This window comes from Sphingosinicella sp. YJ22, from assembly GCF_011320075.1.
Classification (GTDB): Bacteria; Pseudomonadota; Alphaproteobacteria; order Sphingomonadales; family Sphingomonadaceae; genus Allosphingosinicella.
This window is the reverse complement of the sequence record NZ_JAANPA010000014.1, coordinates 21,345-38,604: the sequence shown is the minus strand read 5'-3', so window position 1 is coordinate 38,604 and position 17,260 is coordinate 21,345. Positions and strand designations below refer to the sequence as shown.

The 17,260-nt window shown below is 70.5% G+C and carries 14 protein-coding genes; 12 read left to right on the top strand and 2 right to left on the bottom strand.

Annotation, left to right across the window (positions count from 1 at the left end):
• Positions 1 to 21: 21 nt before the first annotated feature.
• The 12 genes from G7B71_RS06980 (at position 22) to G7B71_RS06925 (ending at position 15,592) form a co-directional block, all read left to right on the top strand.
• Complete coding sequence (locus tag G7B71_RS06980) at positions 22 to 1,542, top strand: acyl-CoA ligase (AMP-forming), exosortase A system-associated (RefSeq protein ID WP_166039289.1); 1,521 nt, start codon at positions 22 to 24, stop codon at positions 1,540 to 1,542.
• Entirely contained in the window at positions 1,539 to 2,780 is a 1,242-nt protein-coding gene (locus tag G7B71_RS06975) for a pyridoxal-dependent decarboxylase, exosortase A system-associated (protein WP_166039287.1), read from the top strand. Before G7B71_RS06980 ends, G7B71_RS06975 begins: the two co-directional genes overlap by 4 nt.
• Positions 2,781 to 2,934: 154 nt before the next feature.
• The gene (locus G7B71_RS06970; RefSeq protein ID WP_166039284.1) at positions 2,935 to 3,576 is read left to right on the top strand and encodes an XrtA/PEP-CTERM system exopolysaccharide export protein; all 642 of its coding nucleotides are present in this window, start codon (positions 2,935 to 2,937) and stop codon (positions 3,574 to 3,576) included.
• Positions 3,577 to 3,614: 38 nt separating this feature from the next.
• Positions 3,615 to 5,159: an XrtA system polysaccharide chain length determinant gene (locus tag G7B71_RS06965; RefSeq protein ID WP_166039282.1), complete on the top strand. Its 1,545-nt coding sequence runs from the start codon at positions 3,615 to 3,617 to the stop codon at positions 5,157 to 5,159.
• A gap of 10 nt (positions 5,160 to 5,169) precedes the next feature.
• The gene (locus G7B71_RS06960; protein ID WP_166039280.1) at positions 5,170 to 6,078 is read left to right on the top strand and encodes an AAA family ATPase; all 909 of its coding nucleotides are present in this window, start codon (positions 5,170 to 5,172) and stop codon (positions 6,076 to 6,078) included.
• Positions 6,078 to 7,862: a hypothetical protein gene (locus G7B71_RS06955; RefSeq protein ID WP_166039278.1), complete on the top strand. Its 1,785-nt coding sequence runs from the start codon at positions 6,078 to 6,080 to the stop codon at positions 7,860 to 7,862. Before G7B71_RS06960 ends, G7B71_RS06955 begins: the two co-directional genes overlap by 1 nt.
• A gap of 11 nt (positions 7,863 to 7,873) precedes the next feature.
• A complete protein-coding gene (locus G7B71_RS06950; RefSeq protein ID WP_166039276.1) occupies positions 7,874 to 8,962 on the top strand; it encodes an AAA family ATPase in 1,089 nt (362 codons plus the stop codon).
• A 22-nt stretch (positions 8,963 to 8,984) separates the two neighbouring features.
• Positions 8,985 to 9,830 carry an XrtA system polysaccharide deacetylase gene (locus G7B71_RS06945; protein WP_166039274.1) on the top strand — a complete coding sequence of 282 codons (846 nt, stop codon included), beginning with the start codon at positions 8,985 to 8,987 and terminating at the stop codon, positions 9,828 to 9,830.
• Positions 9,827 to 10,873 carry a FemAB family XrtA/PEP-CTERM system-associated protein gene (locus G7B71_RS06940; RefSeq protein WP_166039272.1) on the top strand — a complete coding sequence of 349 codons (1,047 nt, stop codon included), beginning with the start codon at positions 9,827 to 9,829 and terminating at the stop codon, positions 10,871 to 10,873. Before G7B71_RS06945 ends, G7B71_RS06940 begins: the two co-directional genes overlap by 4 nt.
• Positions 10,870 to 12,087, top strand: coding sequence for a TIGR03087 family PEP-CTERM/XrtA system glycosyltransferase (locus tag G7B71_RS06935; protein ID WP_207774731.1), 1,218 nt, complete (start codon positions 10,870 to 10,872; stop codon positions 12,085 to 12,087). Before G7B71_RS06940 ends, G7B71_RS06935 begins: the two co-directional genes overlap by 4 nt.
• Complete coding sequence (xrtA, locus tag G7B71_RS06930; RefSeq protein WP_166039268.1) at positions 12,084 to 13,604, top strand: exosortase A; 1,521 nt, start codon at positions 12,084 to 12,086, stop codon at positions 13,602 to 13,604. The genes G7B71_RS06935 and xrtA overlap by 4 nt, the downstream gene beginning before the upstream one ends.
• Complete coding sequence (locus tag G7B71_RS06925) at positions 13,604 to 15,592, top strand: XrtA/PEP-CTERM system amidotransferase (RefSeq protein ID WP_166039266.1); 1,989 nt, start codon at positions 13,604 to 13,606, stop codon at positions 15,590 to 15,592. Before xrtA ends, G7B71_RS06925 begins: the two co-directional genes overlap by 1 nt.
• Here G7B71_RS06925 and truA read toward each other — a convergent pair.
• Together truA and fmt are read right to left on the bottom strand one after the other, a co-directional pair.
• Positions 15,483 to 16,241, bottom strand: a complete 759-nt coding sequence (gene truA / locus G7B71_RS06920; protein ID WP_166039264.1) for a tRNA pseudouridine(38-40) synthase TruA — start codon at positions 16,239 to 16,241, stop codon at positions 15,483 to 15,485. The genes G7B71_RS06925 and truA overlap by 110 nt on opposite strands.
• Complete coding sequence (gene fmt, locus G7B71_RS06915; RefSeq protein WP_166039262.1) at positions 16,238 to 17,146, bottom strand: methionyl-tRNA formyltransferase; 909 nt, start codon at positions 17,144 to 17,146, stop codon at positions 16,238 to 16,240. The genes truA and fmt overlap by 4 nt, the downstream gene beginning before the upstream one ends.
• Positions 17,147 to 17,260 lie beyond the last annotated feature (114 nt).

The following is a 17,260-nucleotide window of genomic DNA, read 5'->3' as shown; positions in this document are numbered from 1 at the left end:
TAAGCAGGAGTGAAGCTGTCCGTGGTTGAACCGAGCGCGCCCGATCCCACTCCGCGCCCGCTCGATCATTTGCCGCTGTGCGGCGCGCGGGGCGACGTCGCCCTCACCGATCGCGACGGGCGTCTCGATTATGCCGGCCTGGAGGCCGCGGTCGGGGCTCTCGCTGCCGGCCTCGCCGCCCGCGGCCTTCCCAAAGGCGCGCGCGTCGCGAGCTGGCTGCCCAAGACCCGGATGACCAGCCTGCTGCCGCTCGCCTGCGCCCGCGCCGGCCTCGTCCATGTGCCGATCAACCCCCTGCTGAAGCGCCTCCAGGTCTCGCATATTCTCTTAGACAGCGGTGCCAAGCTCCTCATTTCCGGGCAGGTTCGCCTCGACTCGCTCGAGTCGGGCGATGTTCCCGCCGGCTGCGAAACATTGAACGAGGAAGCGGGCAGGGCGCTGTTCGAAAGAGAGCCGCTGCCGCCGTCCACCGCCGACCCCGACGACCTCGCGGCCTTGCTCTACACGTCCGGATCGACCGGCCGGCCCAAGGGCGTGATGCTGAGCCACGCCAACATGTGGCTCGGCGCGATCAGCGTCGCCCATTACACCCGCCTCAGCCCGCAGGATCGGGTGCTCGCGGTGCTGCCCTATAGCTTCGACTATGGCCAGAACCAGCTGCTCTCCGCCTGGGCGGCGGGCGCCTCGGTGGTGCCGCTCGACTTCCTTGCGCCGCGTGACGTCATTCGCGCGGTGGCGGCGCACGGGATCACCACCCTGGCCGGCGTTCCGCCGCTCTGGGTCCAGCTGATCGAGGCGCCGTGGCCGCCGGAAGCGGCGCTCAGCCTCAGGCGCCTGACCAACAGCGGCGGCAAGCTGCCGCCCTCGGTCACCCGGCGCCTTCGCGAGCTGTTCCCCGCAGCCGACATCTATTCGATGTACGGCCTAACCGAGGCGTTCCGCTCCACCTATCTCGAGCCGGCCCTGCTCGACATTCATATCGACTCGATCGGTAAGGCGATTCCCTTCGCCGAGATCCTGATCGTCCGCGACGACGGCAGCGAGACCGCGCCCGGCGAGGAGGGCGAGCTCGTCCATGCCGGTCCGCTCGTCGCCCAGGGCTATTGGAACGATCCGGAGCGGACCGCCGTCCGCTTCAAGCCGGCGCCGCCGGGCTCGCGTTACGGCGGTACCGCCGTGTGGTCGGGCGACCGCGCGCGCCGCGACGAGGAGGGGCTGCTCTACTTCGTCGGCCGCGCCGACGGCATGATCAAGTCCGCCGGCAACCGCATCAGCCCGACCGAGATCGAGGAAGCGGCGATCGCCTCCGGGCTCGCGACCGAGGCGGTGGCGCTCGGCTATCCCGATCCTTTGCTGGGGCAGGGCATCGCCCTCATCGTCCGCCCTGTCGAGGAGGCTGCCGAGGACAAGCTGCGCGCCCATCTGAAGCGCCTCTTGCCCAATTTCATGCAACCCGGCGTGATCCTGTGGAGGCCCGAGCTGCCGCGCAGCCCCAATGGCAAGATCGACCGCAACGCGCTCGAAGCGGAACTGACGTCATGACCAAGCCGACCGGCCCAATTCCCGACGGCTTCGCCTCGGACCGCGATTATATGCTGCTGATCGGCGGCCGCCGCGCCGACGACCTTGCCGCCGAGGCCGGCGACACGCCGCTCTTCGTCTACGACATGGCGCTGGTTGATCGCCGGGTCGCCCGTTTCCGCGCCGCTTTCCCGGGGGTCGACCTCCATTATGCGATGAAGGCCAACCCGCATCCGGGCGTGCTGCGCCACATGCTGGCCCAGGTCGACGGCATCGACCTCGCCTCCGGCGGCGAGATGCGCACCGCCATCGCCGCCGGCGGCGACCCGCGCCGGATGAGCTTCGCCGGACCCGGCAAGCGCGACAGCGAGCTCGAGGCGGCGATCGCTGCCGGCGTCACCATCAATCTGGAATCGGAAGGCGAGGCGGGCCGGGCGCTCCTCATCGCCGAGCGCCGTGGCGTCATGCCGCGCCTCGCCGTTCGGGTGAACCCGGATTTCGAGCTTAAGGGCTCCGGCATGCGCATGGGCGGCGGCGCCAAGCCGTTCGGGCTCGATGCCTCCCGTGTTCCCGCCCTGGTCCGCCGCCTCGTTGAAGCCGGCGCCGAATGGCGCGGCTTCCACATCTTCGCCGGCTCGCAGGCCCTGTCGCCCGACGCCCTGATCGAGGCCCAGCGCGCGAGCGTCGCCCTCGCGGCCGATCTCGCCGAGAAGGCCGGCGCCGAGCCGCCGCTGGTCAATCTGGGCGGCGGTTTCGGCATCCCCTATGTCCATGGCGACCAGCCCCTGGACATCGCCCCGATTGGGGAGGAGCTCACACAAAATATCGGCAATCGGCCGCAAGCTCTTGCCAGAAGCCAATTCGCTATCGAGCTCGGCCGCTGGCTGGTCGGCGAATGCGGTGTCTATCTGACCCGAGTGCTCGACCGCAAATACAGCCAGGGCAAGACCTTCCTCGTCGTCGACGGCGGCATGCACCACCAGCTCGCCGCCTCGGGCAATTTCGGCCAGGTCATCCGCCGCAACTATCCGGTCGCCATCGCCACCCGCTTCGGCACCCCGGCGGAGGAGCAGGTGTCGATCGTCGGCTGCCTGTGCACGCCGCTCGATATCCTGGCCGATGACGTCATGATGCCATGCGCCGACGTCGGCGATCTCGTCGCGGTCTTCCTCGCCGGAGCCTACGGCCTCACCGCCAGCCCGCAGGCGTTCCTGAGCCAGCATCCGGCTGGTGAAGTGGTCGTTAACCCGGCCGTTTAACGGCTGCCCCGCCGCCAGTCCCGCGCCGGGACGCGGCCGACAAGCCCCTAGCGCCTAACCGTAATTTTACCCTTTGCTCCCATAGGGGAAGCTTAAAGGCACGCGTCCCGCTCCGGGGCGCACCGGCGGCTTCGAAGCAAGGGACTGGGTTCACATGAGGCTTCTCAACTCCCGAAGCGCTCTCGCGGTGGTGCTGGCCGCGGCGGCGCTCGGCGGCTGCGCGACCGGCCGCACCGGCAACGTGCTTCCACCGGCCAGCTTCGTCGGAGGCTCCGACGCGGTCGGCGAGAATTATCTGATCGGCGCCTCGGACGAGCTCAGCATCTACGTCTGGCGCAACCCCGAGCTGTCGACCCGCATCGCGGTCCGCCCCGACGGGCGCATCACCACGCCGCTGATCAGCGACATGGTCGCGGTCGGCAAGACCCCGGCCCAGCTCGCCGACGACATCCGCCAGGTCCTCAATCGCTACATCCAGGACCCGATCGTCTCGGTGATGGTCGAGCGTCCCAACGGCACCTTCTCGCAGCAGATCCGAATCGTCGGCGCGACCGCGCGCCCCGCGGCCCTGCCGTACCGCGCCAACATGACCCTGCTCGACGCGATGATCGCGGTCGGCGGGCTCAACGAATTCGCCGCCGGCGACCGCGCCCGCCTCGTCCGCACTGACCGCGAGACCGGCAATCAGCGCCAGTACGACCTTCGCATCGCCAGCCTGCTTCGCCGCGGCGACGTCAGCGCCAACGTCCGGCTCGAGCCGGGCGACGTGATCATCATTCCTGAGAGCATGTTCTGAGGAGCCCCGCACTCACGCGTTGAAGGAATCCCGCCCGGATGGACGGACTTTACGAACAGTTCCGGATCGCTCTGCACCAGGTGTGGCAGCGCCGCTGGCTTGCCATGGCGGTGGCGTGGTGCGTCGCCTTCTCCGGCTGGGTCGTGATCGCGCTCATCCCCAACAGCTACCAGGCCAAGGCCAAGCTGTTCGTCGCCTTCGACAATATGGTGCCGACCGCCGCCGCCGCGTCGCAGAACCCCCAGAACGACATCCTCCGCCTCAAGCAGACGCTGACCTCGAACGAGAATCTGACCCGCGTCGTCCGCCGCACCGATCTCAACAAGCTCGTCACCAGCGACGCGGCGCTCGGCGGGGTCGTCGCCGGCCTTCGCCAGCGCATCGCCATCGTCGCCCAGCCCGACAGCCTGTTCGAGATCACCGCGACGTCGAGCTTCGCTGGCCTGTCCAATGCCGAAAATGCCCGTACCTCGGCCGCGATCGCCCAGCAGCTGGTCGAGATATTCACCAGCGGCGAGATCGCCGGCGACCCCCAGCGCACGCAGCAGTCGCTGACCTTCCTCGACGAGGAACTGCGCCGCCGCGAGCAGCAGCTTCAGGAGGCCGAGCAGCGCCGCATGGAGTTCGAGCAGCGTTATATGGGCATGCTCCCCGGCACCGGCTCGGTCGCCGACCGAATGTCCGCCGCGCGCACCGAGCTCGCCCAGCTCGAGCAGACCATCGTCGCCGCCCGGAGCGCCGTGAACGCGATGCGCGGCCAGCTCGCCGCGACTCCAGCGACAGTGCCGATCCCCGGCGCCGAGAACGCCTATGGAGGCACCGCCAGCGGCCAGGTCGCCGGGCTCGAGGTCCAGCTCAACCAGTATCTCGGTCGCGGCTTCACCGAGCAGCATCCCGACGTCATCTCGCTTCGCTCGCAGATCGCGCGCCTCGGCCCGCAGGCGGCTCAGGAGCGCAGCCGCGGCTCGGCCGGCGGCAACGGAATCCCCAATCCCAGCCACGTCTCGCTGCGCGCGATGATGTCGGAGCGCGAGGCCCAGCTCGCCGCCGCCGAATCCCGCCGCGCCCAGCTCCAGGCCGATCTCGCCCAATTGGGCCAGCGCGACTCGGCCCAGCCCGGCGCCGCCGCCGAGCAGGCGCGCCTGACCCGCGACTATGACGTGCTTCGCCAGCAATATGACCGGCTCCTCGCCGACCGCGAGCAGCTCCGCCTGCGCTCCGACATGCAGACCCAGGCGAGCGCCATGGTCGTCCGCGTCGTCGAAGCGCCGCGCGCACCGAGCGGACCGACCAGCCCGAACCGGCCGCTGTTCCTCACCATCGTGCTGGTCCTCGCGGTCGGTGCCGGAATCGCCGCCGCCTTCCTCAAGGGCCAGCTCCAGACGACCTTCCCGACCGCCACCCGCCTCGCCGCGGTGACGGGCCTGCCGGTGCTGGGCGCGGTCGGCGAGGTGGTCGGCCGGGCCGAGCGCACCCGCCGCCGCCAGCGCCTGGTCTGGCTCGCCGGAAGCGGCGGCGCCTTGGCTGCCAGCTACGCCCTGCTGATGGCGGCCGAGATGCTTCAGCGCGGGCCGGTGGCGTGAGGAACGAGAAATGACCGCACGCCCCTCCCTGTTCGAGCGCGCCGCCGAGATCTACGATTTCGAATCCGGCCTTCGGGTCGACCCGCTGCCGCACGAGGCGCCGCCGGCCGAACCGCGCCCCGAGCCGGTCGAACCGGTTCAGCCTGCCGTCCGGCAGACGAAAGCCGCGCCGCGGCCCGCCCGCACCGTTACCCGCCGGAGCGCGGAGATCGACCTCGCCGCTCTGGAAGCGGGCGGCTATTTGCTCCCCGACGCATCGTCCTCGGCGCTCGCCGAAGAGACCCGGATCATCAAGCGCCGCCTCATCAAGGCCATCGACGACCGCGCCGAGCGCGATCCGCGCGCCCGCGTCGCCCTGATCGCGTCGGGTCAGCCGGGGGAGGGGAAGACCTTCCTCGCGCTCAACCTCGCTTTGTCGATCGCCGGCGAGCACGAGCGCGCCGTCCTGCTCATCGACGGCGACACATCGCAGCCGGAGATTGCCGGCCGCCTCGGCATCGACCCCGACGCCGGCCTGGTCGACGCGCTCGCCGACCGCGACGTCGATCCCGAGAGCCTCGTCATCGACACCGACATCGACGGCCTGTCGATCCTTCCCGCCGGCCGCCGCGAGCGCAACGTTCCGGAGCTGCTCGCCTCGGCGCGCACGGAGGAGGTGCTCGAGCGCCTGCTCGCGGCCGATCCGCAGCGCATCATCCTGATCGATTCGCCGCCGGCGCTTGCCGCGTCCACCGCGTCGGTTCTCGCCGGCCATGCCGGCCAGACCCTCGTCGTCGTCCGCGCCGACACCACCAGTGAAGCCGACCTCAAGGAAACGGTCGGCATGCTCGGTGGCCCCGCGCGACTGTCGCTGGTGCTGAACAGCGCGTCGCTCTCGACCGGCGGTCGCCGTTTCGGCCAATATGAGGAAAGTCGCTGATGCGGTTGATCCTCAAAACCTTTTTTGCCGCCGCTGCGCTTCTTGGAGCATCGTCGGCTTTTGGCCAGGCCGGCGTCAGCTATGAGCCGCCGCCCGTCGACTTCGTCGAACCGGCCGAGGCGCCGCCCCTGCCGCTCGCAGCCGCCGGTCCGGGAGTCGTGCCGGAAGGCGCGATCCCGGTGCAGGAACCGGCCTTCGCTCCGGCGCCCGATGCGCCGCGGCCCCGCCTGCGCGTCGACGTTGGCGCCTATGTCGAACTCAACCAGGGCGTCTCCGTCGAGCTCGCCGGCAACGGTCCAGGCGACGACGTCGTCACCTACACCGCCGTCGCCGCCGGAGTCGAAGGCCAGGTCCGCACCCGCCGGGTCACCGCCAGCGGCGCCTATCGCTACGAGCGCCGCCTCGGCTGGACCGAGGATCTTCCCGACGAGGACGTCCATAGCGGCATCGCCCAGGTCCATGCCGAGCTGGTTCCCGGCCGCGTCAGCGTCGACGCCGGCGGTCTTGCCGCGCGCACCGGCGGCACCGGCCGCGCCGCCGGAGTCAGCGACCGCGAGGCCGGCACCGAAATCTACAGCGCCTATGCCGGCCCGACCCTGACGACCCGCGCCGGCCCGGTGACGATCAACGCCGCCTATCGGCTCGGCTATGTCCATGTCGACGACGACAGCCTCGCCGGCGCCGCGGCGCCGACCGACGATTTCGACTCCACCGTCCATGTCGCCAGCGCCAGCGTCGGAATCGCGCCGGGCGGGCCGCTGCCGATCGGCGTGACCGCCAGCGCCGGCTATGTCCGCGAGGATTCGGGTGCGCTCGACAACCGCTTCGAGGGTCGCTTCGTCCGTGGCGACGTCGTAGTCCCGCTCAGCCCGACCTTCGCCGTCACCGGCGGCGTCGGCTATTCGCAGACCGAGGTCAGCCAGCAAGACGTCCAGCGCGGCCCGGGTGGCGTTCCGCTTCGCGACGCCAATGGCCGGCTCATCCCCAACCCGGCCGCACCGCGCCTGACCACGCTCGACACCGACGGCGTCTATTGGGACGCAGGCTTCATCTGGCGGCCCACGCCGCGCGCCGAGGTCCAGCTGCGCGCCGGCCAGGACGACGATGGCGACACGCTGGTCATGGGCAGCGCCACCGTGCAGGTCGGCCGCCGCTCGGGCATCTCCGCGATGGTGTTCGACCACGATACCAGCTTCGGTCAGGGAATCATCAGCGGTCTGAGGCGTTTGCCCGCGGCCTTTAACATTGCGCCTGATCCTCTGCGCGAGCGCCGCTTCGGTGACTGTGTATTCGGCGAGGAGCCCGGGCAGGGCACCTGCCTCGCCAGCTCGCTCCAGTCGATCAGCAGCATCGCCTTCCGCGCCCGCGGCGGCAGCCTCGTCTTCACCAGCACTGGCCGGCTGTGGAATATCGGCGCCGGCGTCTCCTACACGCACCGCAGCTTCTATCTTCCCGATGATCCTCTGTTCGCCAGCGTGTTCGCGCGCGAGGACGAGGATCTCACCGCCTTCCTCCATGTGAGCCGCCGCCTGACCCGCGACGTCACGCTCACGCTCAATCCGTTCTTGAGCTTCTACGACAACGATCTCGACTTCGGCCTGGGTCTCGGCGGCCTTGGCGGCTTCGGCGACGGCTTCAGCACCGGCACCTCGTTCGGGCTGAGCCGCTCCTTCCTGTCCAACCGCCTGCAGCTGCTGCTGAGCCTGGGCATCAACTATTCGACGCTGCGCGGCGACGACAGCCTCATCGCCGACGGTCTCGTCGGCGTCCGTTACGTGTTCTGAAGGGTAGGCGAATGTACACCGACCATTATGGCCTCTCGGGACCTCCCTTCCAGCTGACGCCCGACGCGCGCTTCTGGTTCGAGAGCCGCACCCACCGCAAGGCGATGGCCTATCTCGGCTACGGCCTTGCCCAGGGCGAGGGCTTCATCGCCATCACCGGGGAGATCGGCGCCGGCAAGTCGACCCTGGTCGCCCATCTGATGGCGCGGATCGACCGCGCCCGCCTCAACGCCATCCACATCGTCTCGACCCAGGTCGAGGGCGACGACATGCTCCGCCTCGTCGCGCAGGGCCTCGGCCTTCCCGCCGAGGGCGCGTCCAAGGCCGGCCTGATCGAGCGGGTCGAGCAGCGCCTCGAGGAGGAATATCGCGCCGGCAAGCGCACCCTGATCGTCGTCGACGAAGCGCAGAACCTGCCGACCTCCTCATTGGAGGAGCTGCGCATGCTGTCCAACTTCCAGCTCGGCGGCCGCGCCCTCCTCCAGACCGTGCTTCTCGCCCAGCCCGAGTTCCGCGAGCGCCTCGCTGCGCCCGGCCTCGAGCAGCTGCGCCAGCGGGTCATCGCCAGCCACCATCTCGACCCGATGGGCCCCGATGAGATCGAGGCTTATGTGCGTCACCGAATGACCGTCGCCGGCTGGAGCGGTCGCCCGGAATTCGCGCCCGACCTGTTCGACGGGCTGTACCGGTCGAGCGGGGGCATTCCGCGCCGCCTCAACCAGCTGCTCGGCCGCCTGCTTCTCCACGGCGCCGTCGAGCGGCTCGATCGGATCGACGCAGCCGCGCTCGACTCGGTCTCGGCCGAGCTCGAGGGCGACGCCGCGCCGGTCGAGGAGAAGGCGCAGGTCCTGCCGCTGCGCGCCGCCGCGCGCATTGCCGAGCCCGAGCCGGCCGAGCCTGTCCAGGCGGTGCAGCCCGTGCAGTCGGTCCAGCCGGCGGCGGGCGCGTCCGCGGCCGCCGAGGCGCGGATCGCGGCGCTCGAGGCGCGGCTCGACGAGCAGGATGCGGCGATCCGCCGGGTCCTGGCGCTGCTCGTCGACTGGGCCGAGCAGGACCGAGTCCCCCAGCGCCCGGCCGACCGGCGCTTCCACGCTGTCTGATGGTGCGGCCATGGAGCCGCGGATGCTCAACGCTCTCTCGGTCGACGTCGAGGACTGGTTCCAGGTCGGCGCCTTCGAGGGCGTGATCGACCGCGCCGACTGGGACCGCCTTCCGGTCCGGGTCGAGCGCAATGCCGATGCGGTTCTGGCGCTGTTCGACAAGGCGCAGGTCAAGGCGACGTTCTTCACCCTGGGCTGGGTCGCCGAGCGTTTCCCCGCCCTGATCCGCCGGATCGCCGACGAAGGCCATGAGGTCGCCAGCCACGGCTGGGACCACCAGCGCGTCTTCACCATGGACGCCGCCGCTTTCCGCGCCGATCTCCACCGCGCCCGCGCCGCCATCGAGCAGGCCGCCGGCGTCGCCGTGACCGGCTACCGCGCCCCCAGTTTCTCGATCGACCAGCGCACGCCCTGGGCGCACCCGGTGCTGGCGGAGGAGGGCTATGCTTATTCCTCCAGCATCGCGCCGATCGCGCACGACCATTATGGCTGGCGCGCGGCGCCCCGCTTCGCCTTCCGTCCGCTCGCCGGCAGCGATCTCATCGAGCTTCCGGTCACCACGGTCGAGCTCGCCGGACGTCGCGCGGCCGCGGGGGGAGGCGGCTTCTTTCGCCTGCTGCCCTACGGATTCTCGCGCTGGGCGATCGACCGCGTGAACCGCCGCGATGCCCGCCCGGCGATCTTCTATTTCCACCCGTGGGAGATCGATCCCGGCCAGCCGCGGGTCGCCGGCGCGCCATTGAAGTCGCGCCTTCGCCATTACACCAACCTGTCCAGGATGGAGCCCAAGCTCCTCAAATTGCTGGGCGCCTTCCCGTGGGGCCGCACCGACCAGGTGGTCGAGCGCGAGCGTGCTCGGCTGTTATGAACGCGCCCGCCCATATCGCCCGGGTCGCCGTCCGCTCGGTGGATCTCGGCGATTCGATCGTCGCCGATCGGGTCGAGGCGTTCGTGCGCGGCCATGGCGGCGGCACGCCGTTCCATCTGCCGCAGTGGAGCCGCGCCGTCACCGCGGGTGCCGGCCATGCTTCCCACTATCTGGTCGCCGAACAGGGGCCGGCGCTCGTCGGCGTGCTGCCGCTCACCGAAGTCCGCTCCTTGCTGTTCGGCAGGGCCCTGGTGTCGGTCGGCTTCGGCGTCGGCGGCGGCATCCTCGCGCTTGGCGCCGAGGCCGAGGCGGCGCTCGCCGAGGCTGCGCGGGCGCTGGCCGAGGAGAACGGCTGCGCCGGTATCGAGCTTCGCGGGGGTACACTCCCACACGGCTGGCACCGACATCAGGGTGTCTATGCCGACTTCGCCCGGTCGCTGCCTCAGGATGATTCGGCGATCCTGTCGTCGATTCCGCGCAAGCAGCGCGCCGAAGTGCGCCGAGCTTTCGGCAACGACCTCTCGGTCGCGATCGATGCCGACCTTACCGACCATTATCGGGTCTACGCCGAGAGCGTCCACAATCTCGGTACGCCGGTCTTTCCGCGTCGCCTGTTCGAAGCGATGCTCGACGCGTTCGGGGAGGATGCCGATATCCTGGTGGTGCGTAGCGGCGGAAAGCCGCTGTCGGCGGTGCTCAGCCTCTACATGAACGGGACGGTCTATCCCTATTGGGGCGGCGGCACGTTCGCCGCCCGCTCGGCCCGGGCCAACGAGCTCCTCTATTTCGAGCTGATGAAGCACGCCGCCGCGCGCGGCTGCACCCGCTTCGACTTCGGCCGCTCGAAGCTCGGCACCGGCGCTTATGCGTTCAAGAAGAATTGGGGCTTCGACCCGACCCCGCTGACCTATGCCAGCTGGGGCGAGGCGCGCGACACCAACCCGCTCGATCCGCGCTACGCCCGCAAGGTCGCCGCGTGGAAGCGCCTGCCGCTGTGGGCGGCCAACCTGATCGGACCGCCGATCGCGCGGGGGCTGGCGTGACGGGCGAGATCCTTTTCCTCGCCCACCGAATCCCGTTCCCGCCGGACCGGGGCGACAAGATCCGCTCGTGGCACGTGCTGAAGCATCTGTCGGGGCTCGCCCGGGTCCATCTCGCCTGTTTCGCCGACGACGCAGCAGACGCCGCTCACATCGACGGCCTGCGCCGAGCGCTCGGCGACCGGCTCGGCGAGATCCATGTCGAGGTTCGGCGCACCGGCAGGGCGATGGCCGCCGCGCGAGCGTTCGCGACCGGCAAGCCGGTGTCGCTGACCCTGTTCGATTCGGCCCGGATGCGGGCGTTCGTCGCGGCGCGGCTGGCCGACCCGCGGGTCGCCGCGATCTACGCCTTCTCCGGCCAGATGGCGCAATTCGTTCCGGCCAACGCCCGCCAGCGCTTCATCATGGACTTCGTCGACATGGATTCGGCCAAGTTCGAGGCCTATGCGAAGGCGGGCGGCCTGCTGTCCCGAGTCCATGCCCGCGAGGCCGAACGCCTGTTCGCGTTCGAGCGCGAGGTCGCCGCCCGCGCCGACGCGAGCCTGTTCGTCAGCGAAGCCGAGGCCGCGCTGTTTCGCGGCCGCGCCGGTGCCGCCAACGTCCATGCTCTCGCCAACGGCATCGATTCCGTCCGCTTCGACCCCGCCGCCGCTTTCCCGCGGCTGACCGCGGGCGAGCGTGGGGAGGAGCCCGTCCTGCTGTTCACCGGCCAGATGGACTATCGCCCCAATGTCGACGCGGTCCGCTGGTTCGCCGCCGAGGTCCTGCCGCGCCTGCCGGAGGCCCGCTTCGTCATCGCCGGCCGCAGTGCCACGTCGGAGGTGAAGGCGCTCGGCGGCGATCGCATCACCGTGACGGGCGCGGTGCGCGACATGCGCTCCTGGCTCGCCGCCGCGGATGTCGTCGTCGCGCCACTGCGCATCGCCCGAGGAATCCAGAACAAGGTCCTTGAAGCGATGGCGATGGCGCGCCCGGTCGTCGCCACTCCGGCTGCCTTCGAAGGAATCGAGGCCGAGCCGGGCCGCGACCTCATCGTCGCCGACGGCGCGGAGGCGATGGCCCGCGAGATCGAAGGTCTGCTCGCGTCGCCCGACCGCGCCGCCTCGCTCGGCGCGGCGGGCCGCCGGCTGGTCGTCGCCCGCTACGGTTGGGACGCACGGCTTGCCCCCCTCGACGGTCTCATCTTCCCGGCCGCCGCCAAGCGGGAAGCGGCATGAGCACGGCCTTCACCGCGGCCGCGTCCGGCGCTGTGCCGAGCGCCTGGCTCCGCCACCTCGCCGCCCTTGCCGCCGTCGCCGCCGCGATCCTGCTGCTGTTCGCCCGCGACGCCGCCGACATGGTGGGAATCTGGTGGAACAGCTCGACCTACAATCACTGCCTGCTCATCGGGCCGCTGATCGCCTGGCTGGTGTGGCAGCGCCGCCCCGAGCTGCTGCGCCTGACGCCGCAGGTCTGGCTCCCGGGCCTCGTCCTCGTCGCGCTCGGCGCCTCCGCCTGGCTGCTCGGCCATGCCGCCAGCGTCGGAGTCGCGCGCCATGCCGGCCTCGTCATCATGCTCGAGGGCGCAGTCGTTACCCTGCTCGGCAAGGCGGTCAGCCGCGGCCTGCTGTTCCCGCTCGCCTACGCTTTGTTCCTGGTCCCGTTCGGCGACGAGGCGGTGCCGGCGATGCAGACCGTCACCGCCGAGATCGCCATGGCCCTGCTCGACGCCGCCGGCATGCCGGCGCATCTCGAAGGCGTTTTCATCACCACCGCCGCCGGCTATTTCGAGGTCGCCGAAGCCTGCGCGGGCGTCAAATTCCTCATCGCCATGGTCGCATTGGGAGCGCTCGTCGCCAATCTCTGCTTCCGCTGGTGGCAGCGCCGCGCGCTGTTCATGGCCGCCGCGATCGTCGTTCCGGTCCTCGCCAACGGCGTCCGCGCCTTCGCCACCATCTATGTCGCCGACAGCGCCGGGATCGCCTTCGCCGCCGGCTTCGACCATGTCGTCTATGGCGGCATCTTCTTCGCCATCGTCATCGCCCTGATCCTCGGCGCCGCCTGGCCCTTCTTCGACCGCAATGTCAGCGAGCCTTGGTTCGACCCGGAGCGCATCCAGCCAGGCCCGGTCGCCGCCGACCCGCCGGCCCGCCTGTGGCGGACCGCCGGCGTCGCCGCCGCCATCGCCTGCGCCCCTCTGCTTTGGGGCTCCGCGGTGGCAGCAAGCGGGACGCATCAGGCCCCGCGCCTCGCGATGCCCGAAGTCCCCGGCTGGACCCGCATCCCCGCCACCGGCCGCCCCTGGCAGCCAACCTTCGCCGGCGCCGACCGTCTCGAGGTCGCCCGCTACCGCGATCACGAGGGCAGGGAGGTCGACCTCGCCGTCGCCGTCTTCGCCCGCCAGGAGGAGGGCCGCGAGCTGTTCGGCTTCGGCCAGGGCGCCGCCGGCCCCGGCTGGGCGTGGACCGCCGACGCCCCGGCGCCGCCGAACGGACGGGCCGAACGGATCGTCAGCCATGGCGAGGTGCGCGAGGTTGCCAGCTTCTACGCGGTAGGGAATATCCTCACCGGCGACATGCTGGGGGCGAAGCTCGAGATGATGAAGGTGCGCCTCCTCGGCGGACCGCAGCGCGCGGCGGCGATCCTCGTCTCCGCGCCCGAGGCGGCGACCGGGGCAAGCCCGCGCCCGGCCATCGACCGCTTCATCGCCGCCCTGGGCCCGCTCGATCGGCTCGCCGACGGAACGCCGCGCTGATGTGCGGAATCGCCGGCATCTTCCATCTCGACGTGCCCAAGCCCGTCGACCCCGAGCGGGTCGGAGCGATGGCCGACACGCTCGCCCATCGCGGCCCCGACGGCAGCGGCGTGTGGACCGCGCGCGGCGTCGGCCTCGGCCACCGCCGCCTCGCCATCATCGACCTCGAAGGCGGCGTCCAGCCGATGCTGTCGCCCGACCAGCGCGCGGTCATCACCTTCAACGGCGAGATCTACAATTACCGTGAGGTCCGCGACTCGCTGGAGGCGAAGGGCCACCATTTCCTCACCGCCGGCGACACCGAGACCCTCCTCGCCGCGTACCGCGAATGGGGCCCCGACTGCCTCGCGCGCCTCAACGGCATGTTCGCCTTCGCCATCTACGACGCGCGCAGCGACAGCCTCTTCCTCGCCCGCGACCGCCTCGGCGTGAAGCCGCTTTTCTACGCCGAGCTCGGCGACGGCACCCTCCTGTTCGCCTCCGAGCTGAAGGCCTTGCTCGTCCACCCGCGCTTCCGCCCCGAGATCAGCCCGCAGGCGGTCGAGGACTATCTCGCCTTCGGCTACGTCCCCGACGACGCCTCGATCCTCGAAGGCGTTTGCAAGCTCCCCGCCGGCACCTACCTCCATCTGCGCCGTGGCCACCCCCTGGCGCAGCCGGTCACCTGGTGGGATATCGATTTCTCCACGCCCTCCGCCGCCAGGGAAGCGGACCTTCAGGAGGAGCTGGTCGAGCGCCTGCGCCAGGCGGTGCGCTCGAGAATGGTCGCCGACGTCCCGCTCGCCGCCTTCCTCTCCGGCGGAGTCGACAGCTCCGCCGTCGTCGCCTTCATGGCCGAGGCGAGCAAGCAGGCGATCCGCACCTGCTCGATCGGCTTCGACCGGGCCGATCACGACGAGACCCGCTATGCCGCCGAGATCGCCGAGCGCTTCGCCACCGATCACCGCACCCGGACCGTCGACGCCGACGATTTCGGCCTGATCGACACGCTCGCCGCCGCCTTCGACGAACCTTTCGCCGACGCCTCGGCGCTCGCCACCTACCGGGTGTGCGAGCTCGCCCGGGATCGCGTGAAGGTCGCGCTCAGCGGCGACGGCGCCGACGAGGCTTTTGCCGGCTACCGCCGCTACCGGATGTTCATGGCCGAGGAGCAGGTGAGGGGCCATCTGCCGCAGGGCCTGCGCAGGGGGATTGGCCGCCTCGGCGACGCCTGCCCGAAGCTCGACTGGGCGCCGCGGCCGCTGCGCGCCAAGACCACGCTTCAGGCCATCGGCAAGGACAGCGGCGAGGCTTATGCGGAGGCCGTGGGCGCGACGCCACCGGCTATAAGATCAATGCTTTACGGCGAGGATTTCAGGCGAGCTCTCCAAGGCCACCGCGCCGAGGACCGCTACGTGAAGGCGATGGCCGAGGCGCCGGCGCGCGACGCGCTGGGCCGCGCCCAATATGCCGATCTCAAGATCTGGCTGCCCGGCGACATCCTGACCAAGGTCGACCGCACCAGCATGGCGGTCAGCCTCGAGGCACGCGAGCCCTTGCTCGACCACCGCCTCGTCGAATTCGCCGCCAAGCTTCCGCCGCGGCTGCGCCTGCGCCGCGGCCAGGGCAAATATCTCCTCAAGAAGTCGCTCGAGGGCCGCCTCCCGCGCGACATCCTCTACCGGCCCAAGCAGGGCTTCGTGACCCCGGTCAGCGAATGGCTGCGCGGGCCGTTGGCCGCCGAGGCGGCCGCCATCCCGCAGGGCTCGGCCTTGGCGACCCTCGGCTGGTTCGACCCCGCCGCAATCGCGCGCCTCGCCGACGATCACCGCCGCGGCCGCTCGGATCACGGCCGCCTGTTGTGGCAGCTGCTCATGCTGGAGCGCTCGCTTTGCCGGCTCACCGCCCCTGCAGCGCCCCATCATACAGAGCCTCGACGAAATACAGTCCGTCTGGCGGCGCGTGGAGGCCGAGTGCGGCGCGGTTGCGTGCCTCCAGGGCCGCCTTGAGATCCTTCGCGCTCCACTTGCCGCGCCCGACCAGCTGCAGGCAGCCGACCATCGACCGCACCTGGTGGTGGAGGAACGACCGCGCCGCCGCCTCGACCTCGATGATCGGTCCGAGCCGCCGGACGGTCAGCCGGTCCAATGTCTTCACCGGGCTGTCCGACTGGCAATGAGCCGATCGGAACGTGGTGAAATCGTGGCGCCCCACAAGCACTTGCGCCGCTTTGTTCATTTCATCCGCATAGAGAGTCACCGGCACTCGCCATGCTCGCCCCTGGTCGAGCGCCAGCGGCGCGCGCCGGTTGGCGATCCGGTAGATGTAGCGCCGCCCGACGCAGCTAAAGCGGGCGTGCCAGTCCGCGGGTGCTTCCTCGCTGTGTAGGATGGCGATCGGCTGCGGCCGAAGCTTGGCGTTGGTCCCCTCCATCAGCCGGAAGGCGCTGATCTCCCGCTCGACATCGACATGGGCGGTCATCGCATAGGCATGGACTCCGGCATCGGTCCGTCCTGCGGCGTGGAGCACGACCTTCTCGCGCACCACCTCGGCCATCGCCCGCTCGATCGCCTGCTGGATCGACGGGCCATGGTCCTGCCGTTGCCAGCCCATATAGTCGCGGCCGTCAAACTCGATGGTCAGGCGGAAACGGGTCATCCGAGGCGCGTCCCTGCCGGGATGGCGAAGCCGCGCAGCAGCTCGTCCGCAGTCATCGCGCCCTTGCCGGCGCGCTGGACCAGCGTCGGCAGCAGAACTCCGGTGCCGCAAGCAATGGCGAAATGCTCGTCTAGAACCGTGCCAGGCTCGTGATCGCCGGGAATGGCGCGCGCGGCGAGCACCTTCACGCGCTCGCCCTGATGCTCGAAATAGGCGCCCGGCACCGGATTGAAGGCACGCACCTGCCGCTCGACCTCCTCGGCGGAGCGAGCGAAATCGATCCGCGCCTCGGCCTTGTCGATCTTGTGGGCATAGGTGACGCCGTCATCCGGCTGCGGTTCGGGGACGAGGTCGCGCAGGCGGCTCAGCACGTCGGCCATCAGCGCACCGCCCATGCCGGCCAGCTCCGCGGTCAGCTCGCCCGCCGTCTTCCCGCCGATCTCCGTTTCCCGGCACGCATAGACCGGCCCGGTGTCGAGGCCCTTCTCCATGCCCATGATGCACACGCCCGTCGACTCGTCGCCGGCGAGGATCGCGCGCTGGATCGGCGCCGCCCCCCGCCAGCGCGGCAGCAGCGAGGCGTGGACGTTGAGACAGCCGTGGCGCGGCGCCTGAAGGATCGGCTCGGGAAGGATCAGCCCGTAGGCCGCGACCACCGCCGCATCGAGGTCGAGCGAAGCGAACGCCGGCTGCTCCTCGGGCCCACGCAGCCGCTCGGGCGTGCGCACCTCGATCCCCGCCGCCTCGGCGCGTTTGTGGACGGGGGAGGGGGTCAGCTCCTTGCCCCGCCGCCCGCCCGGCCGCGGCGGCTGCGTGTAGACGGCAACGACGTCATGCCCCGCCTCGAGCAGGGCGTCGAGCGTCGGCACGGCGAATTCCGGAGTTCCCATAAAGGCAAGGCGCATGGGCCCCGCTTAGCGGCGCGGCTCGGCCTTATCTATCCTCCCTGTCCGCGTAGCGGATGGGGAGGGGGACCATGCGCAGCATGGTGGAGGGGCTTTGCGCGAAGCCCGAACAAA